Source organism: Aminobacter sp. DSM 101952, assembly GCF_001424795.1.
Classification (GTDB): Bacteria; Pseudomonadota; Alphaproteobacteria; order Rhizobiales; family Rhizobiaceae; genus Aminobacter; species Aminobacter aganoensis.
Genome location: NZ_LMCL01000033.1, coordinates 99,064 through 114,099 on the forward strand (window position 1 = coordinate 99,064; position 15,036 = coordinate 114,099).

At 65.0% G+C, this 15,036-nt stretch carries 20 protein-coding genes; 9 read left to right on the forward strand and 11 right to left on the reverse strand.

All coding sequences use genetic code 11. The features are described 5' to 3' along the window. Positions 1-15: 15 nt before the first annotated feature. Positions 16-855, reverse strand: a complete 840-nt coding sequence (locus tag ASC75_RS22250; protein ID WP_156381359.1) for an LOG family protein — start codon at positions 853-855, stop codon at positions 16-18. A gap of 143 nt (positions 856-998) precedes the next feature. Here ASC75_RS22250 and dapD point away from each other — a divergent pair, with 143 nt between their 5' ends. The 4 genes from dapD to ASC75_RS22270 all read left to right on the forward strand — a co-directional run bounded on the left by dapD (position 999) and on the right by ASC75_RS22270 (position 4,231). Continuing rightward, complete coding sequence (dapD, locus tag ASC75_RS22255; protein ID WP_055981024.1) at positions 999-1,853, forward strand: 2,3,4,5-tetrahydropyridine-2,6-dicarboxylate N-succinyltransferase; 855 nt, start codon at positions 999-1,001, stop codon at positions 1,851-1,853. 77 nt (positions 1,854-1,930) lie between these two features. Beyond that, complete coding sequence (locus ASC75_RS22260; RefSeq protein WP_055980613.1) at positions 1,931-2,302, forward strand: DUF805 domain-containing protein; 372 nt, start codon at positions 1,931-1,933, stop codon at positions 2,300-2,302. 130 nt (positions 2,303-2,432) lie between these two features. Beyond that, a complete protein-coding gene (gene dapE / locus ASC75_RS22265; RefSeq protein WP_055980616.1) occupies positions 2,433-3,620 on the forward strand; it encodes a succinyl-diaminopimelate desuccinylase in 1,188 nt (395 codons plus the stop codon). Positions 3,621-3,634: 14 nt separating this feature from the next. Next, the gene (locus ASC75_RS22270; protein WP_055980619.1) at positions 3,635-4,231 is read left to right on the forward strand and encodes a hypothetical protein; all 597 of its coding nucleotides are present in this window, start codon (positions 3,635-3,637) and stop codon (positions 4,229-4,231) included. Positions 4,232-4,235: 4 nt separating this feature from the next. Here the strand turns inward: ASC75_RS22270 and ASC75_RS22275 are convergent, their stop codons facing one another. Further along, positions 4,236-5,402 (reverse strand): MFS transporter, encoded by a 1,167-nt coding sequence (locus ASC75_RS22275; protein ID WP_055980622.1) that lies wholly within the window; start codon positions 5,400-5,402, stop codon positions 4,236-4,238. 48 nt (positions 5,403-5,450) lie between these two features. Here ASC75_RS22275 and ASC75_RS22280 point away from each other — a divergent pair, with 48 nt between their 5' ends. Beyond that, a complete protein-coding gene (locus tag ASC75_RS22280; RefSeq protein WP_055980625.1) occupies positions 5,451-5,990 on the forward strand; it encodes an Lrp/AsnC family transcriptional regulator in 540 nt (179 codons plus the stop codon). A gap of 7 nt (positions 5,991-5,997) precedes the next feature. On the opposite strand, the gene truA is transcribed toward ASC75_RS22280, so the two are convergent. From truA to def, 6 genes are all read right to left on the reverse strand, one after another. Further along, positions 5,998-6,741 carry a tRNA pseudouridine(38-40) synthase TruA gene (gene truA, locus ASC75_RS22285; protein ID WP_055980628.1) on the reverse strand — a complete coding sequence of 248 codons (744 nt, stop codon included), beginning with the start codon at positions 6,739-6,741 and terminating at the stop codon, positions 5,998-6,000. A 22-nt stretch (positions 6,742-6,763) separates the two neighbouring features. Then, positions 6,764-7,273: an N-acetyltransferase gene (locus ASC75_RS22290; RefSeq protein ID WP_055980631.1), complete on the reverse strand. Its 510-nt coding sequence runs from the start codon at positions 7,271-7,273 to the stop codon at positions 6,764-6,766. Further along, a complete protein-coding gene (fmt, locus tag ASC75_RS22295) occupies positions 7,270-8,205 on the reverse strand; it encodes a methionyl-tRNA formyltransferase (protein WP_055980635.1) in 936 nt (311 codons plus the stop codon). Before fmt ends, ASC75_RS22290 begins: the two co-directional genes overlap by 4 nt. 49 nt (positions 8,206-8,254) lie before the next feature. Continuing rightward, the gene (locus ASC75_RS22300; protein WP_055980638.1) at positions 8,255-8,677 is read right to left on the reverse strand and encodes a type II toxin-antitoxin system VapC family toxin; all 423 of its coding nucleotides are present in this window, start codon (positions 8,675-8,677) and stop codon (positions 8,255-8,257) included. Then, a complete protein-coding gene (locus tag ASC75_RS22305; RefSeq protein ID WP_055980642.1) occupies positions 8,674-8,979 on the reverse strand; it encodes a hypothetical protein in 306 nt (101 codons plus the stop codon). Before ASC75_RS22305 ends, ASC75_RS22300 begins: the two co-directional genes overlap by 4 nt. Positions 8,980-9,043: 64 nt before the next feature. Beyond that, positions 9,044-9,574 carry a peptide deformylase gene (gene def, locus ASC75_RS22310; protein WP_055980645.1) on the reverse strand — a complete coding sequence of 177 codons (531 nt, stop codon included), beginning with the start codon at positions 9,572-9,574 and terminating at the stop codon, positions 9,044-9,046. 103 nt (positions 9,575-9,677) lie between these two features. Between def and ASC75_RS22315 the strand changes: the two genes are divergently transcribed. Beyond that, positions 9,678-10,943 carry a DNA recombination protein RmuC gene (locus ASC75_RS22315; protein WP_055981027.1) on the forward strand — a complete coding sequence of 422 codons (1,266 nt, stop codon included), beginning with the start codon at positions 9,678-9,680 and terminating at the stop codon, positions 10,941-10,943. Positions 10,944-10,949: 6 nt separating this feature from the next. On the opposite strand, the gene ASC75_RS22320 is transcribed toward ASC75_RS22315, so the two are convergent. Continuing rightward, complete coding sequence (locus ASC75_RS22320; RefSeq protein WP_055980648.1) at positions 10,950-11,354, reverse strand: GFA family protein; 405 nt, start codon at positions 11,352-11,354, stop codon at positions 10,950-10,952. A gap of 39 nt (positions 11,355-11,393) precedes the next feature. Continuing rightward, complete coding sequence (locus ASC75_RS22325; RefSeq protein WP_055980652.1) at positions 11,394-12,362, reverse strand: cation diffusion facilitator family transporter; 969 nt, start codon at positions 12,360-12,362, stop codon at positions 11,394-11,396. A gap of 156 nt (positions 12,363-12,518) precedes the next feature. On the opposite strand from ASC75_RS22325, the gene ASC75_RS26900 reads away from it, so the two are divergent. Together ASC75_RS26900 and sugE are read left to right on the forward strand one after the other, a co-directional pair. After that, a complete protein-coding gene (locus ASC75_RS26900) occupies positions 12,519-12,644 on the forward strand; it encodes a hypothetical protein (RefSeq protein ID WP_018426265.1) in 126 nt (41 codons plus the stop codon). A 158-nt stretch (positions 12,645-12,802) separates the two neighbouring features. Then, the gene (gene sugE / locus ASC75_RS22330; RefSeq protein ID WP_055981029.1) at positions 12,803-13,117 is read left to right on the forward strand and encodes a quaternary ammonium compound efflux SMR transporter SugE; all 315 of its coding nucleotides are present in this window, start codon (positions 12,803-12,805) and stop codon (positions 13,115-13,117) included. 196 nt (positions 13,118-13,313) lie between these two features. Here sugE and ASC75_RS22335 read toward each other — a convergent pair whose 3' ends face one another. Then, positions 13,314-13,742, reverse strand: a complete 429-nt coding sequence (locus ASC75_RS22335) for a DUF6481 family protein (RefSeq protein ID WP_055980656.1) — start codon at positions 13,740-13,742, stop codon at positions 13,314-13,316. Between the two features lie 218 nt (positions 13,743-13,960). On the opposite strand from ASC75_RS22335, the gene ASC75_RS22340 reads away from it, so the two are divergent. Further along, complete coding sequence (locus tag ASC75_RS22340; RefSeq protein WP_055980658.1) at positions 13,961-15,013, forward strand: LLM class flavin-dependent oxidoreductase; 1,053 nt, start codon at positions 13,961-13,963, stop codon at positions 15,011-15,013. Positions 15,014-15,036: the final 23 nt, after the last annotated feature.

Below are 15,036 nucleotides of genomic sequence, written 5' to 3' on the forward strand. Positions count from 1 at the left end.
GACGCCAAGCCAGGTTCAAAGGCTGTAGAACTTGGCGATGATGTCCCAGGCTTCGTCGGCGGTGTCGACGAAGTCGATGATGTCCTGGTCGCCCGGCGTGATGGTGCCCTGGTCGGCGAGGAAATCGAGGTCGATCGCCCGCTCCCAAAATGACTTGCCGAACAGGATGACCGGCACCCGCTCCATGCGTCCGGTCTGGATCAGCGTCAGCGTCTCGAAGAACTCGTCCATCGTACCGAAGCCGCCGGGGAACACGGCGACTGCCTTGGCGCGCATGACGAAATGCATCTTGCGGATGGCGAAGTAGTGGAAGTTGAAGCACAGCTCCGGCGTCACATAGGCATTGGGCGCTTGCTCGTGCGGCAACACGATGTTGAGGCCGATGGACGGTGCGCCGACGTCGTCGGCGCCGCGGTTTCCGGCTTCCATCACGCCCGGGCCGCCGCCGGTGACGACGACGAACTCGCGGTAATAGGACGCAGCGGAGTGCTGCGAGCACAGGCGGGCAAATTTGCGCGCCTCGTCGTAATATTTGCTGTTGGCCTCGAGGTTCTTGCGCTGCGTTTCGTTCTTGGCCGCCCAGGCCTCGCCGCCCGGCTCGGGAATGCGGGCGCCGCCGAATAGGATGACCGTCGAGCGGATGCCGCGTTCGGCCAGGATCATCTCGGTCTTGAGCAGTTCGAGCTGCAGCCGCACCGGGCGCAGGTCGCGCTGGGTCATGAAATCTTCGTCGTTCCAGGCCAGCCGGTAGGTCGAGGCGCGCGTCTGCGGCGTGTCGGGCACGCTCTTGGCCCGCTCCAGATCCTCATCGGAGTGCGGCAGCGGCGTCCAGCCAGCCTTTTCCATAGGATTCATAATCTACTCAGCCCCAAATTACGTTGCCCGCGACATTCCGCGGCGTCACCGCGATTGACCCCTTCACAAGCCTGAAATAGGGTCCGCGCGATTTTATGCCAGCTTAGAAGCCTTAACCTTAACGGTACGTAACGGAGATGTTCATGTCGAAGCCCGATCTCGCCAGCCTCGAAAAGACAATCGACAAGGCATTCGAGGAACGTGACGGCATTTCGACGTCGACGCGCGGTGAAGTCCGCGAGGCAATCGAGACGGCGCTTGACCTTCTGGACAAGGGCGCGGCCCGCGTCGCGCAGCGCCGGGACGACGGCAAATGGCTGGTCAACCAGTGGCTCAAGAAGGCGGTGCTGCTGTCGTTCCGCCTGAACCCGATGGAACTCATCTCGGGTGCGCCCGGCGGCGCTTCTTGGTGGGACAAGGTGCCGTCCAAGTTCGACGGCTGGGGTTCGGTCGACTTCGAGAAGGCCGGCTTCCGCGCCGTGCCGTCTGCGGTCGTGCGCAAGTCGGCCTATGTCGCTCCGGGGGCCGTGCTGATGCCGTCCTTCGTCAATGTCGGCGCCTATGTCGACAGCGGCACGATGGTCGACACCTGGGCCTCGGTCGGCTCCTGCGCCCAGATCGGCAAGAACGTGCACCTGTCCGGCGGCGTCGGCATCGGCGGCGTGCTCGAGCCGATGCAGGCCGGCCCGACCATCATCGAGGACAATTGCTTCATCGGCGCGCGTTCGGAAGTGGTCGAGGGCTGCATCGTGCGCGAAGGCTCGGTGCTCGGCATGGGCGTGTTCATCGGCCAGTCGACCAAGATCGTCGACCGCGCCACGGGTGAAGTGTTCTATGGCGAAGTGCCGGCCAATTCGGTGGTCGTGGCAGGTTCGCTGCCCGGCAAGCCGCTGCCCAACGGCGACGCCGGCCCGAGCCTCTACTGCGCCGTCATCGTCAAGCGCGTCGATGCCCGGACCCGCTCGAAGACGTCGATCAACGAACTGCTCAGGGATTGATCCTTCAGCAGAATTTTTTCCCGGGCATTTGAGCAGATCGCTCGAATGCCCGACCAACAGAACGGACCAGATTCACTTTGCCCGACAAATCCCAGCTTTTCTGGTTGTTCTTCCGATTCTCGGGCCGCGTGAACCGCGCGGCCTACGTGCTCGGCTTTCTGTTCATGCTGGTGACGATGTCGTTCCCGCTCTACCAGTTCATGCGCGTGCACCCCGAAAGCGGCGCGGCCCAGGTCTGGTCGATGCTGTTCGGAATGACCTTCCTCATCTTCCTGTGGGCGCACATCGCCTTCAGCGTCAAACGCCTGCACGATTTCGACAAGCCAGGTCTCTTTGCCGTGGCGCTGTTCATCCCGGTGGTCTCGATCTTCGCCTTCATCGCGCTCTGCTTCTTTCCCGGCACGCCGGGCCCGAACCAGTTCGGCTACCAGACCAACGCGCCGCGATAACCTCGCTTTGGCAAAAACGGCGCCGCCTGTCGCCCGTGACCGGACGACGCTGTCGCGAAGCTTAACTCCGCGTTCACCGGAGCAACCGAACGTCGTGACAGGACCGGGCGATTCAATTATCGCTGTCGCCATGAAACTGCCTACAGATCCCGCCGAGAACCTCGCCGCCCTCATTCGCTGCCCGTCGGTCACGCCGGCCGAAGGCGGTGCGCTTACGGCGCTCGAAGCCATGCTGAAGCCGCTCGGCTTCGCCGTCGACCGCCCGACCTTCTCCGACGCCGGCACGCCCGACATCGAGAACCTCTATGCCCGCCGTTCCGGCAACGGGCCGCATCTGATGTTCGCCGGCCACACCGACGTCGTGCCGGTCGGCGACGAGGCCGCCTGGACCCACCCGCCCTTCTCGGCGGCCATCGCCAATGGCGAGATGTATGGCCGCGGCGCGGTCGACATGAAAGGCGGCATCGCCTGTTTCGTGGCGGCTGTGGCACGCCATGTCGAGGCCAATGGCGGCCCCAAGGGTTCGGTGTCGCTGCTGATCACGGGCGACGAGGAAGGCCCGGCGATCAACGGCACCGTCAAGCTGCTGGCATGGGCCGCCGCACGCGGCGAGAAATGGGACGCTTCGCTGGTCGGCGAACCGACCAACCCGGATGCGCTGGGCGACATGATCAAGATCGGCCGCCGCGGCTCGGTCTCCGGCGTCGTCACGGTCAATGGCCGGCAGGGCCACGCCGCCTATCCGCACCTCGCCGACAACCCGGTGCGCGGGCTGATGACGCTGGTCGACGCGCTGCTCAACCCTTCCTTCGACAAGGGCACCAAGGATTTCCAGCCGTCGAACCTCGAGGTCACCACCTTCGACGTCGGCAACCCCGCCACCAACGTCATTCCGGCCAAGGCAACGGCCGCGTTCAACATCCGCTTCAACGACACCTGGACGGTCGAAACGCTGCAGTCGGAGATCCACAATCGCCTGGACAAGGCGAGCGGGCGAAAGAAATACCGCAAGGGCCGCAAGGAGCCGGTCGACTTCGAACTGACCTGGCGCGACACGCCCAGCCATGTCTTCCTGACCCGCGACGACAAGCTGGTCGAAGCGCTCGCCGGCTCGATCAAGGCGGTCACCGGCCACAAGCCGAAACTGTCGACCACCGGCGGCACGTCGGATGCGCGGTTCATCAAGGATTATTGCCCGGTCGTCGAATTCGGGCTGGTCGGCAAGACCATGCACATGGTCGACGAGCGCGTGCCGCTTGCCGAACTCGAAATGCTGACACAGGTCTACCAGCGTTTCCTGGAAGACTGGTTCGGATGACGGCTTAGGGCGCTATGTTGGGCAGCGGCGAAATCCAGCAATATTTGTCAGGCGCATGGCGGCTGATGCTGGGCAAGGCAGACGGCCTGCGCCAGCTCGACCTCAGCGCCGACGGCTTCTGGAATTCGTTCTTCGCCATCCTGATCGCGGTGCCTGCCCTGATCGTCGGATGGGTCGGCGTTTCCGACGAACTGACGCTGCAGTCGGCCGCATTCGCAGGCCGCTTCGGCATCGTCGTCCGGCTGGCACTGGTCGACATCGGCGCCTGGGTGCTGCCGCTGATCGTCTTTGCCCTGGTGGCGCGCCGCGTCGGGATCGGCGACCGTTTCGTGCACTATGTCGTGGCCAGCAACTGGGCTTCGGCGATCATCGCCTGGCTGATGCTGCCCGCAGCACTGCTGCGGACGGTGATGCCGGCGGCGCAAAGCGCGACCTCGATGCTGTCGCTGGCGCTGTTCGTGCTGTCGATGGTGCTCAGCTGGCGGATGACCAATGCGGCCATAGGCAAGGGGCCTGCCGTCGGCTCGGCGGTCTTTGCCGGCATGTTCCTGGTGTCACTGCTCGTTCTGTTTTCGCTGCAGGCGATGTTCGGCATTTCCGTGCAGAACTGAGATCTCAGCGCCGCGCGGCGGTCGCGGCAACCAGCATCAGGGCCGCCGCCACCAGTGCTGAAACTGCAAAGCCATAAGCCGAGTAGAGCGGGCCGAAGGCGGTCGTGCCGACGAACACGGCAAGATAGGTGACGGCGCTGTTCAGCCCCATGATGGTGCCGCGCTGGCCCGGATCGAGCGCCGACAGGCGCATCACCAGAACGTTGAGCCCGAAATGGTTGATCAGCCCCCACAGCGCCATGGCGGCGATCAGCCCACCGAAACTGCCTGAAATCGCTGCCAGCAGCAGATAGACCCCGCCAGCGGCGACATAGGCGATGGGCATGACCCGTCGGGCGCCGAGCCGGTCGACGACGCCGTCCAGCAATGCAGCCGCGCCGAAGCCGATGCCGTAGGACACCGCCGCCAGGCCGTTGGCGCTGACCGGGCGGCCCAGCGCCTCGTGCAGATGGTCGCCGAGATAGCCGTAGACGCCGTAGAACGCCGTCATGAAGGCACCGCAGGCGATCAACAGCGGCACGATGCCGGGCGTGCGCAGGGCTTCCAGCGGCGCGGGAGCCACATGGCCGTTCGGCCTGTCGGCCAGCGACACGGCCGACACGCCGATGGCCACGGCAATGGCGAGCATGGCAACGATCGCGAAGACGGCGCGCCAGTGCAGCAGGTCGGCGATGACGGCCGACATCGAGACGCCCGCGACCATCGACAGCGTCCAGCCGGTCAGCACCACGCCGATGGTGCCGCTTTCGCGGCCGGGCGGGGCGATGGCGGCGGCACTTGCATAGATCGCCGGCAAGGCGATGCCGGCCGCAACGCCTGCAACCAGCTGTGCAGCGATCAACACCGGGATCGTCGGCGCCAGCGCACTGGCGGCAAGGGCGAGCGCCAAGAGGCCCAGCGCCCATTGCAGCATGCGCCGGGCGCCGAAGCGGTCGATGTAGCGGGCAAGGAACAGCGCGCTCGCCGCCGTGCCGAGGCCGAAGGCCGATGCGGCCGCCATGACGAACGGAACCGAGGTGCCGAAGCCGCGCGCGACTTCCGGCGCGATCGGCCCCAGCACCAGCGAGTTGGAGCCGATGACGGCGATACAGGCGGTCAGCAGGTAGGCGGCACCGGGAATGCGGGCAGCGGGTTCGGCGACGCCAGGAAATGATTGATCAAGGTTCGACATCGTCGCATATTCGCCGAATGATGTTCAGCTTCAACGGAGAATTTCCGGATGGATCAAGAAACAGACGGCGTTCGGCAGAACCGCCAGCCGGAGCGCGCGATCGATGCCGCGGACCGAAGGCTGTTAGGCGTCCTGGTCGAGGATGCGACGGTCTCCTACGCCGAACTGGGCGAGAAGGCCGGCCTTTCGGCACCGGCGGCGCATGAGCGGGTGAAACGCCTGCGCCGGTCGGGCGCCATCCGCCAGACAGTGGCGATGGCCGACCCGAAGGCCATCGGCAAGCCGCTGCTGGCCTTCGTCCATGTCGACACGAGGGGCTGGGGCAAGACGCCGGAGCTGATGGCGGTTTCCGCCTTTCCGGAGGTCGAGGAGATCCACACCGTCGCCGGCGATGCCTGCATCCTGCTCAAGGTCCGGACCGAGGATACGCGCGCCTTGGAGGGGCTGCTGGCCCGCCTCTACGACACCCCCGGCGTGACTTCGACGCGCAGCTATGTGGTGCTGTCGACCTATCTCGAACGGCCGGTACAGCCTGACATCACCCAGGACTGGCCAGCGCCGAAGCATCTGGCGAACCCGCTCTACTAGAGCCCGTCTAGTAGTCCACGCCGGTGAGATAGAGACCGTCCGGCGGCGCCACCTGTCCGCAGGCGGCGCGATTGCGCGCCTCGAGTGCCGCGCTGAGATCGTCGGCCGTCCAGCCGCCCTCGCCGACCCGCTTCAGGCTGCCGACCATCGAGCGGACCTGGTTGTGAAGGAACGAGCGCGCCGACGTCGTGACCTCGATCGTGTCGCCAGACCGCCTCACGTCGAGCCGGTCGAGCGTGCGGACCGGACTGTTGGCCTGGCACTGGGTCGAGCGGAAGGTGGTAAAATCGTGCCGGCCGAGCAGGACCTTGGCAGCTTCGGCCATCGCCTCGTGGTCGAGGCGCTTGGGAACCCACCAGACCTTGCCGCGCTCCAGCGCGGCCGGCGCCCGCCGGTTGAGGATGCGGTAGATGTAATGGCGCCCGGTGGCCGAGAAACGGGCGTCGAAATCGTCCGGCACCTGACGGGCGGCGAGCACCGCCACGGTCTCACCGGCGGCCTGCATATGCGCGTTGACGGCATCGCGCACCTTGTCGTCGGCCCATGCCCTGGTGAGGTCGGCATGGGCGACCTGGGCGGTCGCGTGCACGCCGGCATCGGTGCGGCCGGCGCCGCGCAGCGAGATTTCATCGCCCGAAAACTTCAGGATCGCCTGCTCGATCGCCGCCTGCACTGTGTGCAGGCCAGCCTGGCGCTGCCAACCGGCATAGGCGCGACCGTCATATTCGATATCGAGGCGATAGCGCGGCATGTGCTGGCGAACTCCGGCCGCCTCAGGCAGCCAGAGCCGTACCGAAGGCCGAGGCGTAGACCAGCTTGCCGGTCTCGGGCGCATCGCCCCAGGCCAGCGCCTGCAGCGCCTCGCACTGGTAGTCGCTTTCGAACTTGGCCGCGCGCTCGTTGCTGTAGCCGAAACGGCCGTAATAGGCCGGGTCGCCAAGCACCACGGCGAGCGTCTCTCCGCCATCCCTGAGCCGGATGTGGGCTTCGCGAATCAGCGCGCCACCGATGCCGGTGCCGTGGAAATCAGGTTCGACAGCCAGCGGCGCGAGCGCCACGGCCGGAACCGTCCTGGCACCGTTCTGCACGTAGAGGCGCGAAAACAGGATGTGGCCGACCACCTGGTCGTCTTCCTCGGCCACCAGTTCGACGACGGCGTCGCCACCGGCGACCAGCGCATCGACGAGGCCGGCTTCGGCCTGCTGCCCGAAGGCGTGTTCCTCGACGAGGCGGATCGCCTCGCGGTCGCGGGGCGTAGCCGCCCGGATCGACATCATGCTCATGACAACTTCATTCCTTTTTCGATCTTGGCACCGCGCAGGAATTCATCCGCGGTGACGGGTTTTCCTCCCGCCCTTTGTACCTCGACCAGCCTGACGGCGGCTTCGCCGCAGGCAATCTCCAACCGGTCGTCGAGAACCGTTCCCGGCTCTCCCTGTCCGGCGGCACGTTGGGAGCGCAACACTTTCAAGCGCTCGGTCCGTCCGCCGATCTCGAATTCGCACCAGGCGCCGGGAAATGGCGACAGGCCGCGGATATTGTTGTCGACCGCCATCGCCGGCAAGGTCCAATCGATCCGCGTCTCCGCTTTATCGATTTTTTTGGCGTAGGTCACGCCTTCGCTAGCCTGGGGCACCGTTTCCAGCCTGCCCGCTTCGAGTTCCGCCAGCGCGTCCACCATCAGCGACGCACCCACCGCCATCAGACGATCGTGCAATTCGCCTGCGGTCATGTCGGGTCCGATCGCGACTTTTTCAAGTCGAGCGACCGGTCCAGTGTCCAATCCCTCTTCCATCCGCATGACCATCATGCCGGTTTCCGCGTCGCCGGCCATGATCGCGCGCTGGATCGGTGCCGCCCCCCGCCAGCGCGGCAGAAGCGAGGCATGGCCATTGTAGCAGCCGAGCCGGGTGCCCTCGAGGATGGCCTTCGGCAACAACAGGCCATAGGCCACGACGACGGCGACATCGGCATCGAGCCCGGCAAATGCCGCCTGCTCGGCCTCACCTTTCAGCGACAACGGCGTGCGCACGTCGATGCCCAGGCGCTCGGCCTCGCGCTGCACCGGCGACGGCGTCAGTTCCAACCCGCGGCGGCCGGCGGCGCGCGGCGGCTGCGAATAGACGGCCACGACCTGATGGCCGGCCTCGGCGATGGCGCGCAGCGTCGGCACGGAAAAATCCGGAGTTCCCATGAAGATGACGCGAAGGCTCATATGGATATGCAGTCCAGCACAAGATGCCCGGCCGGCAACGGCCGACCGTTCAGGCCATCGCTTCAAACGGGTTTACGAGCCCGAGGTCAAGCCCGTCGAAGTCGCGGACGTTGCGTGTGGCGAGCGTTGCGCCATGAACGATGCAGATGGCGGCGATCATCGCGTCCTGGACGGAGATGACGTGGCCCGACGCCTCGCGCAGGGCTCTTATCCTGCCGGTCAGCGCTGGCGATCTCCCGTCGAAGTCGAGGATGCGACCTCGAAACAGCTCTTGCAGCCCTGCGAGTGTCGTCAGATATCGGTCTGATCCGCTGCGAACCAGGTAACGTTCCGCGCCATAGGCCAGCTCCATGACCACCGGCCCGCACAAAAACAGCTCCTGCTGCTGTTGACGACCGAACCACTGCGTCAACGCGGCGTTGGGGTTCGGTTTATCGGCCTCCGAGATGACGTTGGTGTCGAGGACGATCATCGTTCGTCGTCGGCATCGAGGCCAAAACTGACGGGCCTGCCGAAGTCGCGTTTTCGCTTCGCTTCGATCTCGTCCATCGCCTTGGCGAACTCGCCATCAGGCGAGCCGTCGCTCCCAAAGAGCGCGCGCAGGCTTTCCCAGGCCGAACCCTGCGGCGACGCATCGCTGCCACGCTCGGCCAGCAAACCCTTCTGCAACAGATCGACTGCCTTGTCGGACAGGCTTTGGCCACGCGCCTTGGCGGCCTCGGCGATCTCGAGCTTGACGGCTTCCGGAATGTTCCTGATCAGCAGGTCGCCCATAAGCGCCTCCATCGGTTGATATCAATGATATCAGACCGTGGCGACGCCAGCAAACGGGCGGGAATTACCCCACCATGCGGCTCGGCGGACGGTCCTTGGCGAGCTTCTTGAACTTGCGCAGGACCATGTCGCGCTTGAGCTTGGAGATATAGTCGATGAACAGGACGCCATCGAGATGGTCGATCTCGTGCTGGAGGCAGGTGGCAAGCAGGCCGTCGGCCTCGACTTCCTGCTCCTTGCCGTTCTCGTCGAGATACTTGACCCGCACCGTCGAAGGCCGCTCGACCTCGGCATAATAATCGGGGATCGACAGGCAGCCTTCCTCGTAGACCGAGCGTTCGTCGCCGCGCGAAACCACCTGCGGGTTGATGATCGTCATCGGCGCCGGCTCCTCGCCCTCCTTGGCAAGGTCGATCACCAGCATGCGCAGCGGCTCGCCGACCTGGATGGCGGCGAGGCCGATGCCCGGCGCGTCATACATGGTGTCGAGCATGTCGCGCGCGAAATTGCGCACGCCGTCGTCGATGCGCTCCACGGGCCTGGAAACCTCGCGCAGCAGGGGGTCGGGAAGGATGATGAGCGGCTTGATGGTCATGTGCCTCAACTAAGATGTCGGGATAAAACCGTCAACCGGGGCCATGCGGCAATGTTCCTGTTTTGATCTGACCCAATGGAGCGAATCGGTTATGGTGCCGGCCATGAACGAGCTTTCCAGCATCTTGTCCGCCCCCATCGCCCAGCTTGGCGCGACCATCGTCACGCTCGGCCAGTTGCTCGGCTTTGCCGCGCTGCTGTTCGTGATCCTGCTCGCCATCCTCATGATCGCCCTGTGGCGCTCGGCCAAGGCGCGTGCGGTTGCCGCCGCCGAAGCCGCCGACCACGCCCGCGATGCCGAGGCGCGCATGGCCGGCATCCTGCAGGCCCAGGCCGAGATGCAGGGGCGGCTCGGCACCGTCGCCGACATTTTTGGCGCACGCCAGGCGGAACTCACCCAGTCGCTGGGACAGCGCCTCGATGCCATGACCGGGCGCATCGGCCAGACCATGGCCGAGCAGACCAAGTCGACGCATGACAGCCTTGCCAAGCTGCAGGAGCGGCTTGCCGTCATCGACACCGCCCAGGGCAACATCCAGTCGCTTGCCGGCCAGGTGGTGCAGCTTCAGGCGATCCTGTCGAACAAGCAGACCCGCGGCGCCTTCGGCCAGTCGCGGATGGAGGCGATCGTCGCCGACGGGCTGCCGCTCGGCGCCTACGAGTTCCAGGCGACGCTGTCGAACAACAACCGGCCCGACTGCCTCGTGAAAATGCCCAACGGCGCACCGTCGCTGGTGATCGACGCCAAATTTCCGCTCGAAGCCTGGAACGCCATCCGTGCGGCTGCCGATGTCGAGGCTGCGGCGGAGGCGCAGAAATATGCCGCCCAGGCCTTCCGGCGCGACCTCGAGGTGCACATCAAGGCGATTGCCGACAAATACCTGATCTCCGGCGAGACGCAGGACACGGCGTTCATGTTCGTGCCCTCGGAATCGATCTTCGCCGAGATCCACGAAAATTTCGAATCGCTGGTGCAGCGTGCCCACCGCGCCCGCGTGGTGATCGTCTCGCCGTCGCTGCTGATGCTGTCGATCCAGGTCATCCAGGCGATCCTCAAGGACGCGCGGATGCGCGAACAGGCGCACCTGATCCAGGGCGAGGTCATCCGCCTGATGGAGGATGTCGGCCGTCTCGACGAGCGCGTGCGCAAGCTGCAGACCCATTTCGGCCAGGCCAGCAAGGATATCGACGACATTCTGGTGTCGTCGTCCAAGGTCACCAAGCGCGGTGAAAAGATCGAGGCGCTGGAATTCGGCGCCTCGCATGCCGGCGAAACGGACGAGGCCGCGAAGCCTCAAGCAACCAACGCCCGCGCCGCCGACTCCAAGACCGGCCAGCTCAGGTTGCGGGTGGTCGAGGAAAGCGATTAGGCGCCGCTAGGACTGCTTCTCGACCGTTTCCATGCCGTCGAATGCGGGCAGCCAGTGCAGCGCCGAACGGTGCCAGACCTGCCTGCGTGGAACCAGTTCGTCGCGCTGGTTCGCAGTGCCCGTCCTCAGGCCGTAGACCTTGGGCCCGTCGCCGACCGAGGTGGCGAAGAGATGCGAACCGCAGTCGCCGCAGAAGCCCTGGGCCCGCTTGTTCCCGCTCTCGCCGGTCTTCACATAGATCCTGGGCGTGCCCGAAAACGCGATCTTGTCCTCGGCGACCGGCACGGTCACGCGAAAGGCGGTTCCGGTCAGCTTCTGGCAATCGGTGCAATGGCAGATCGCCGTCTTCTCCGGATCGACCTCGGCCGTGTAGGTGATGGCGCCGCAATGGCAGCCGCCTTCGATCTTCATTGAAATTCCTCCCTTTCCAGTACGCTCGACGCCGGCATCCTATTCCATATCCGGCGCCGCCAAATCCCCGGGCACAAGCCGTTCCCGCCGCTCGCGCCAGCGTTCGGACGTCTGCGGCTTGACGAAGACCACGCTGACCTCGGGAACCTCGGTCTTGAGCCTGGCCTCCAGCCGCTCGACGCAGGTTTCGATGTCGGCTGCCGATATGTGATCGACGAAATCGAGGCTGAGACCGGCGACGACCTGCTCGGGGCCCATATGCACGGTCAGCACGCCGTTGGCATTTTCGACCGCCGGATCGGCCTGGGCGATCTCGAGTATCTTCGCCTGCACGTCGGGCAAGGCAGGCTCCCCCATCAGCAGTCCCTTGCTCTCGACGGCCAGGAAGACAGCCGTGGCAGCGAGGATCAGGCTGATGCCGATCGAGGCCGCGCCGTCCATCCAGGGCTGCTCGAAATAGTGTGCCGCCGAAATGCCCACCAGCGCGATGACCAGGCCGAGCAGGGCCGCGCTATCCTCGAACAGCACGGTGTAGACGCTCGGATCCTTGCTGCGCCGCACGGCGCGAATATAGCCCATGTTGCCCTTGCTGCGCCGGAACTCCTTGAGCGCGACCAGCCAGGAGCCGCCTTCGAAGATCATGCACAGGCCAAGCACCACATAGTTGACGCGCGGGTTTTCGATCGGCTCGGGATCGAGCATGTGGATGACGCCTTCATAGAAGGCGACGCCGGCACCGAGCGCAAAGACCAGAAGCGCAACGATGAAGCTCCAGAAATAGAGTTCGCGGCCGTGACCGAACGGATGCAGGCGGTCGGGCGGCCGGGCGGCGCGTCGGAGCCCATAGAGCAGCAGCAGCCCGTTGCCGGTATCGACCAGCGAGTGCACGCCCTCGGACAGCATCGCCGAACTGCCGGTGAAGGCAGCGGCGACAAACTTGGTGACGGCGATCAGGAGGTTGCCGGCGATTGCCGCAAAGATCACAAATCTCGAGCCGGAATGTGCCACCGTCGATTCCTCGCGAGAGACAACTGTAGCGGGCGGCGGGCTGTGCTCAAGCCATTTCGTGGGCTGCGAAACAGGCGATGGGTGGCTCAACAGCCCTCTTGCAAGCGAGACGACTTCGCGTTTCACTTCGTGTCTCAGCAGCGGGAGATACGAATCATGGCCAAGGGTGCGATGAAAGCCGGAAAAGAAGCCCGGAAACCCAAGAAGGATGCCAAGAAGCCGGCGCCAGCGCCAGCATTCAAGGCCCCGCCGGTGCAAGCCACCAAGCTTAAGGACAAGTAGTCCTTGGTCTCGGCTTGATGCCAATCTCCAGCGCCCGGTCTCGGCCGGGCGTTTGGTTGACTGTTCCTCCGAAAACCCCAATCTGTTCTGGCGCAGGAACGATCTTGCGCCTTTCCGAAAAACCGGCCGGGACGACCCGCCATCCAATGGAGCGTTCCATGGCTTGGACTTATCTGTTTTTTGCTGGACTGTTCGAGATCGGCTGGGCCATCGGCCTGAAATACACGGATGGCTTCTCGAAGCCGATGCCGACCGTCCTCACCATTGTTTCGATGATCATCAGCCTTGGCCTGCTCGGCCTGGCGCTGAAGACGCTGCCCGTCGGCACGGCCTATGCCATCTGGACCGGCATCGGTACGGTCGGGACGGCGATGCTCGGCATCTGGCTGCTGGGCGAGCCGGCGACCGCACTTCGCCTCGCCTGCATCGGCCTGATCGTGTCCGGCATCGTCGGCCTCAAGCTGGTCGCCTGATCGAGCGGTCGTCTACTGGCCTGCCCCACCGGCGGGCCACTGAAGCCTCGATGGCGCGCCTGACGTGCAGGCATGCCAAAGCGGCCCGCGCCCGGGGCTTGGCAAAACCCCGATCGCGAACCGCCAGCAATGAGAATGTGCGCAATCGAACCTTGCTAACGGGCCGTTGCGTCTTTCAGGCGAACGTGTCCTGCAATCAGCCGAAGTTGGCCGAAGGCGGCATGCGCTTGCCGCGCGCCTTGCGCGCTGCGTAACGCGCGTCACGCTTGGCCTTGCGTTCGGCCTCGTCGGACAGCACGCGGCTGATACGGTCGGCCTCTTCGGCCTCGCGTGCCTTTGCCTCGGCCTGTGCCGCTTCTTCGGCAGCCAGACGTTCGGCTTCGGCCTTGGCTTCGCGCTCGGCCTTTTCAATGGCTTCGCGAGCCAGGCGTTCCTGCCGCAGCTTTTCCTTTTCGGCTTCGCGAATGGCGCGCGCCTCTAGGATAGCCTTGCGTTCGGCCTGGCGTGCCAGAACCGCTGGATCGTCAGCTGCCGGGCGTGCCTTGTACTTTTCGAGGAGAGCTTTCTTTGCGTCATTGGCGGCGCTACGCCGTTCGAAGACGTCTTTTTCCCTGTAGATTGCCAATTTGATTTCCCTGGAGTCACTTCGCGCCGCTTACATACGCGCGCGAAGGCAGAGTTCAAGCGCCAAAAAGGCATGTCTCCCATGAATTCGCGTGATGTTGCGGATAGGAAACGCTCTTTGGCGCCAATCTCGATATGGATTGTTCACTAGTCCGCATCTGGCGGCTTCGTGGAGCGATGGCTACCTGTAGCACGAATGACAGCGACAGGACCAGCGATATGGAACTTGGCCTCTACACTTTTGCCGACGTCAGCCCGGAAGCAGGTCCGGGAGCCATCGGACCGCACCAGCGGCTGCGCAATCTCATCGAAGAAATCGAACTGGCCGACCAGGTCGGGCTCGACGTCTTCGGCCTCGGCGAGCATCACCGCCCCGACTATGCAGCCTCTGCGCCGGTCGTGGCACTTGCGGCTGCCGCCGAGCGCACCAAGCGCATCCGGCTGACCAGCGCGGTCACGGTGCTGTCGTCCGACGATCCGGTGCGCGTGTTCCAGCAGTTCGCCACGCTCGACCAGCTTTCCGGCGGCCGCGCCGAGATCATGGCCGGCCGCGGCTCGTTCATCGAATCGTTCCCGCTTTTCGGCTACAACCTCGAAGACTATGACGAGCTGTTCGCCGAGAAGCTCGACCTGCTGCTGGCGCTGCGCGACAGCGAGCGCGTCACCTGGACCGGCACGCAGCGCGCGCCGATCAACGACCGCGGCGTCTATCCCCGGCCCTACCAGGACAGGCTGCCGATCTGGATCGCCATCGGCGGGACGCCGCAGTCTGCGGCGCGCGCCGGCGTGCTCGGCCTGCCGCTGGCGCTTGCCATCATCGGCGGCGAGCCGGCACGGTTCGCACCGCTGTTCGACCTCTATCGCGAGGCGGCACGGCGCGGCGGCCAGGATCCGGCCAAGCTCGCCACCAGCATCAACGTCCACGGCTTCGTCGCCGAAACCACCGAACAGGCGGCCGACGACTTCTACCAGCCGCAAGCAGAGGTGATGAACCGCATCGGCCGCGAACGCGGCTGGGGTCCGACATCAAGGGCGCATTTCGATCAATCGCGTTCGCCGCAAGGCGCGCTGTTCGTCGGCAACCCCGAAGTGGTGGCCGAAAAGATCGTGGCACAGCACAAGCTGTTCAAGAACGACCGCTTCATGCTGCAGATGGCGATCGGCATCATGCCGCACGACAAGGTGATGAAGGCGATCGAGCTCTACGGCACCAAGGTAGCGCCGCTGGTGCGCAAGGAACTGGGCGTCTCGGCCGCCGGGACGCCAGCCTGAAACGGCTGGACCAAAATTTACCC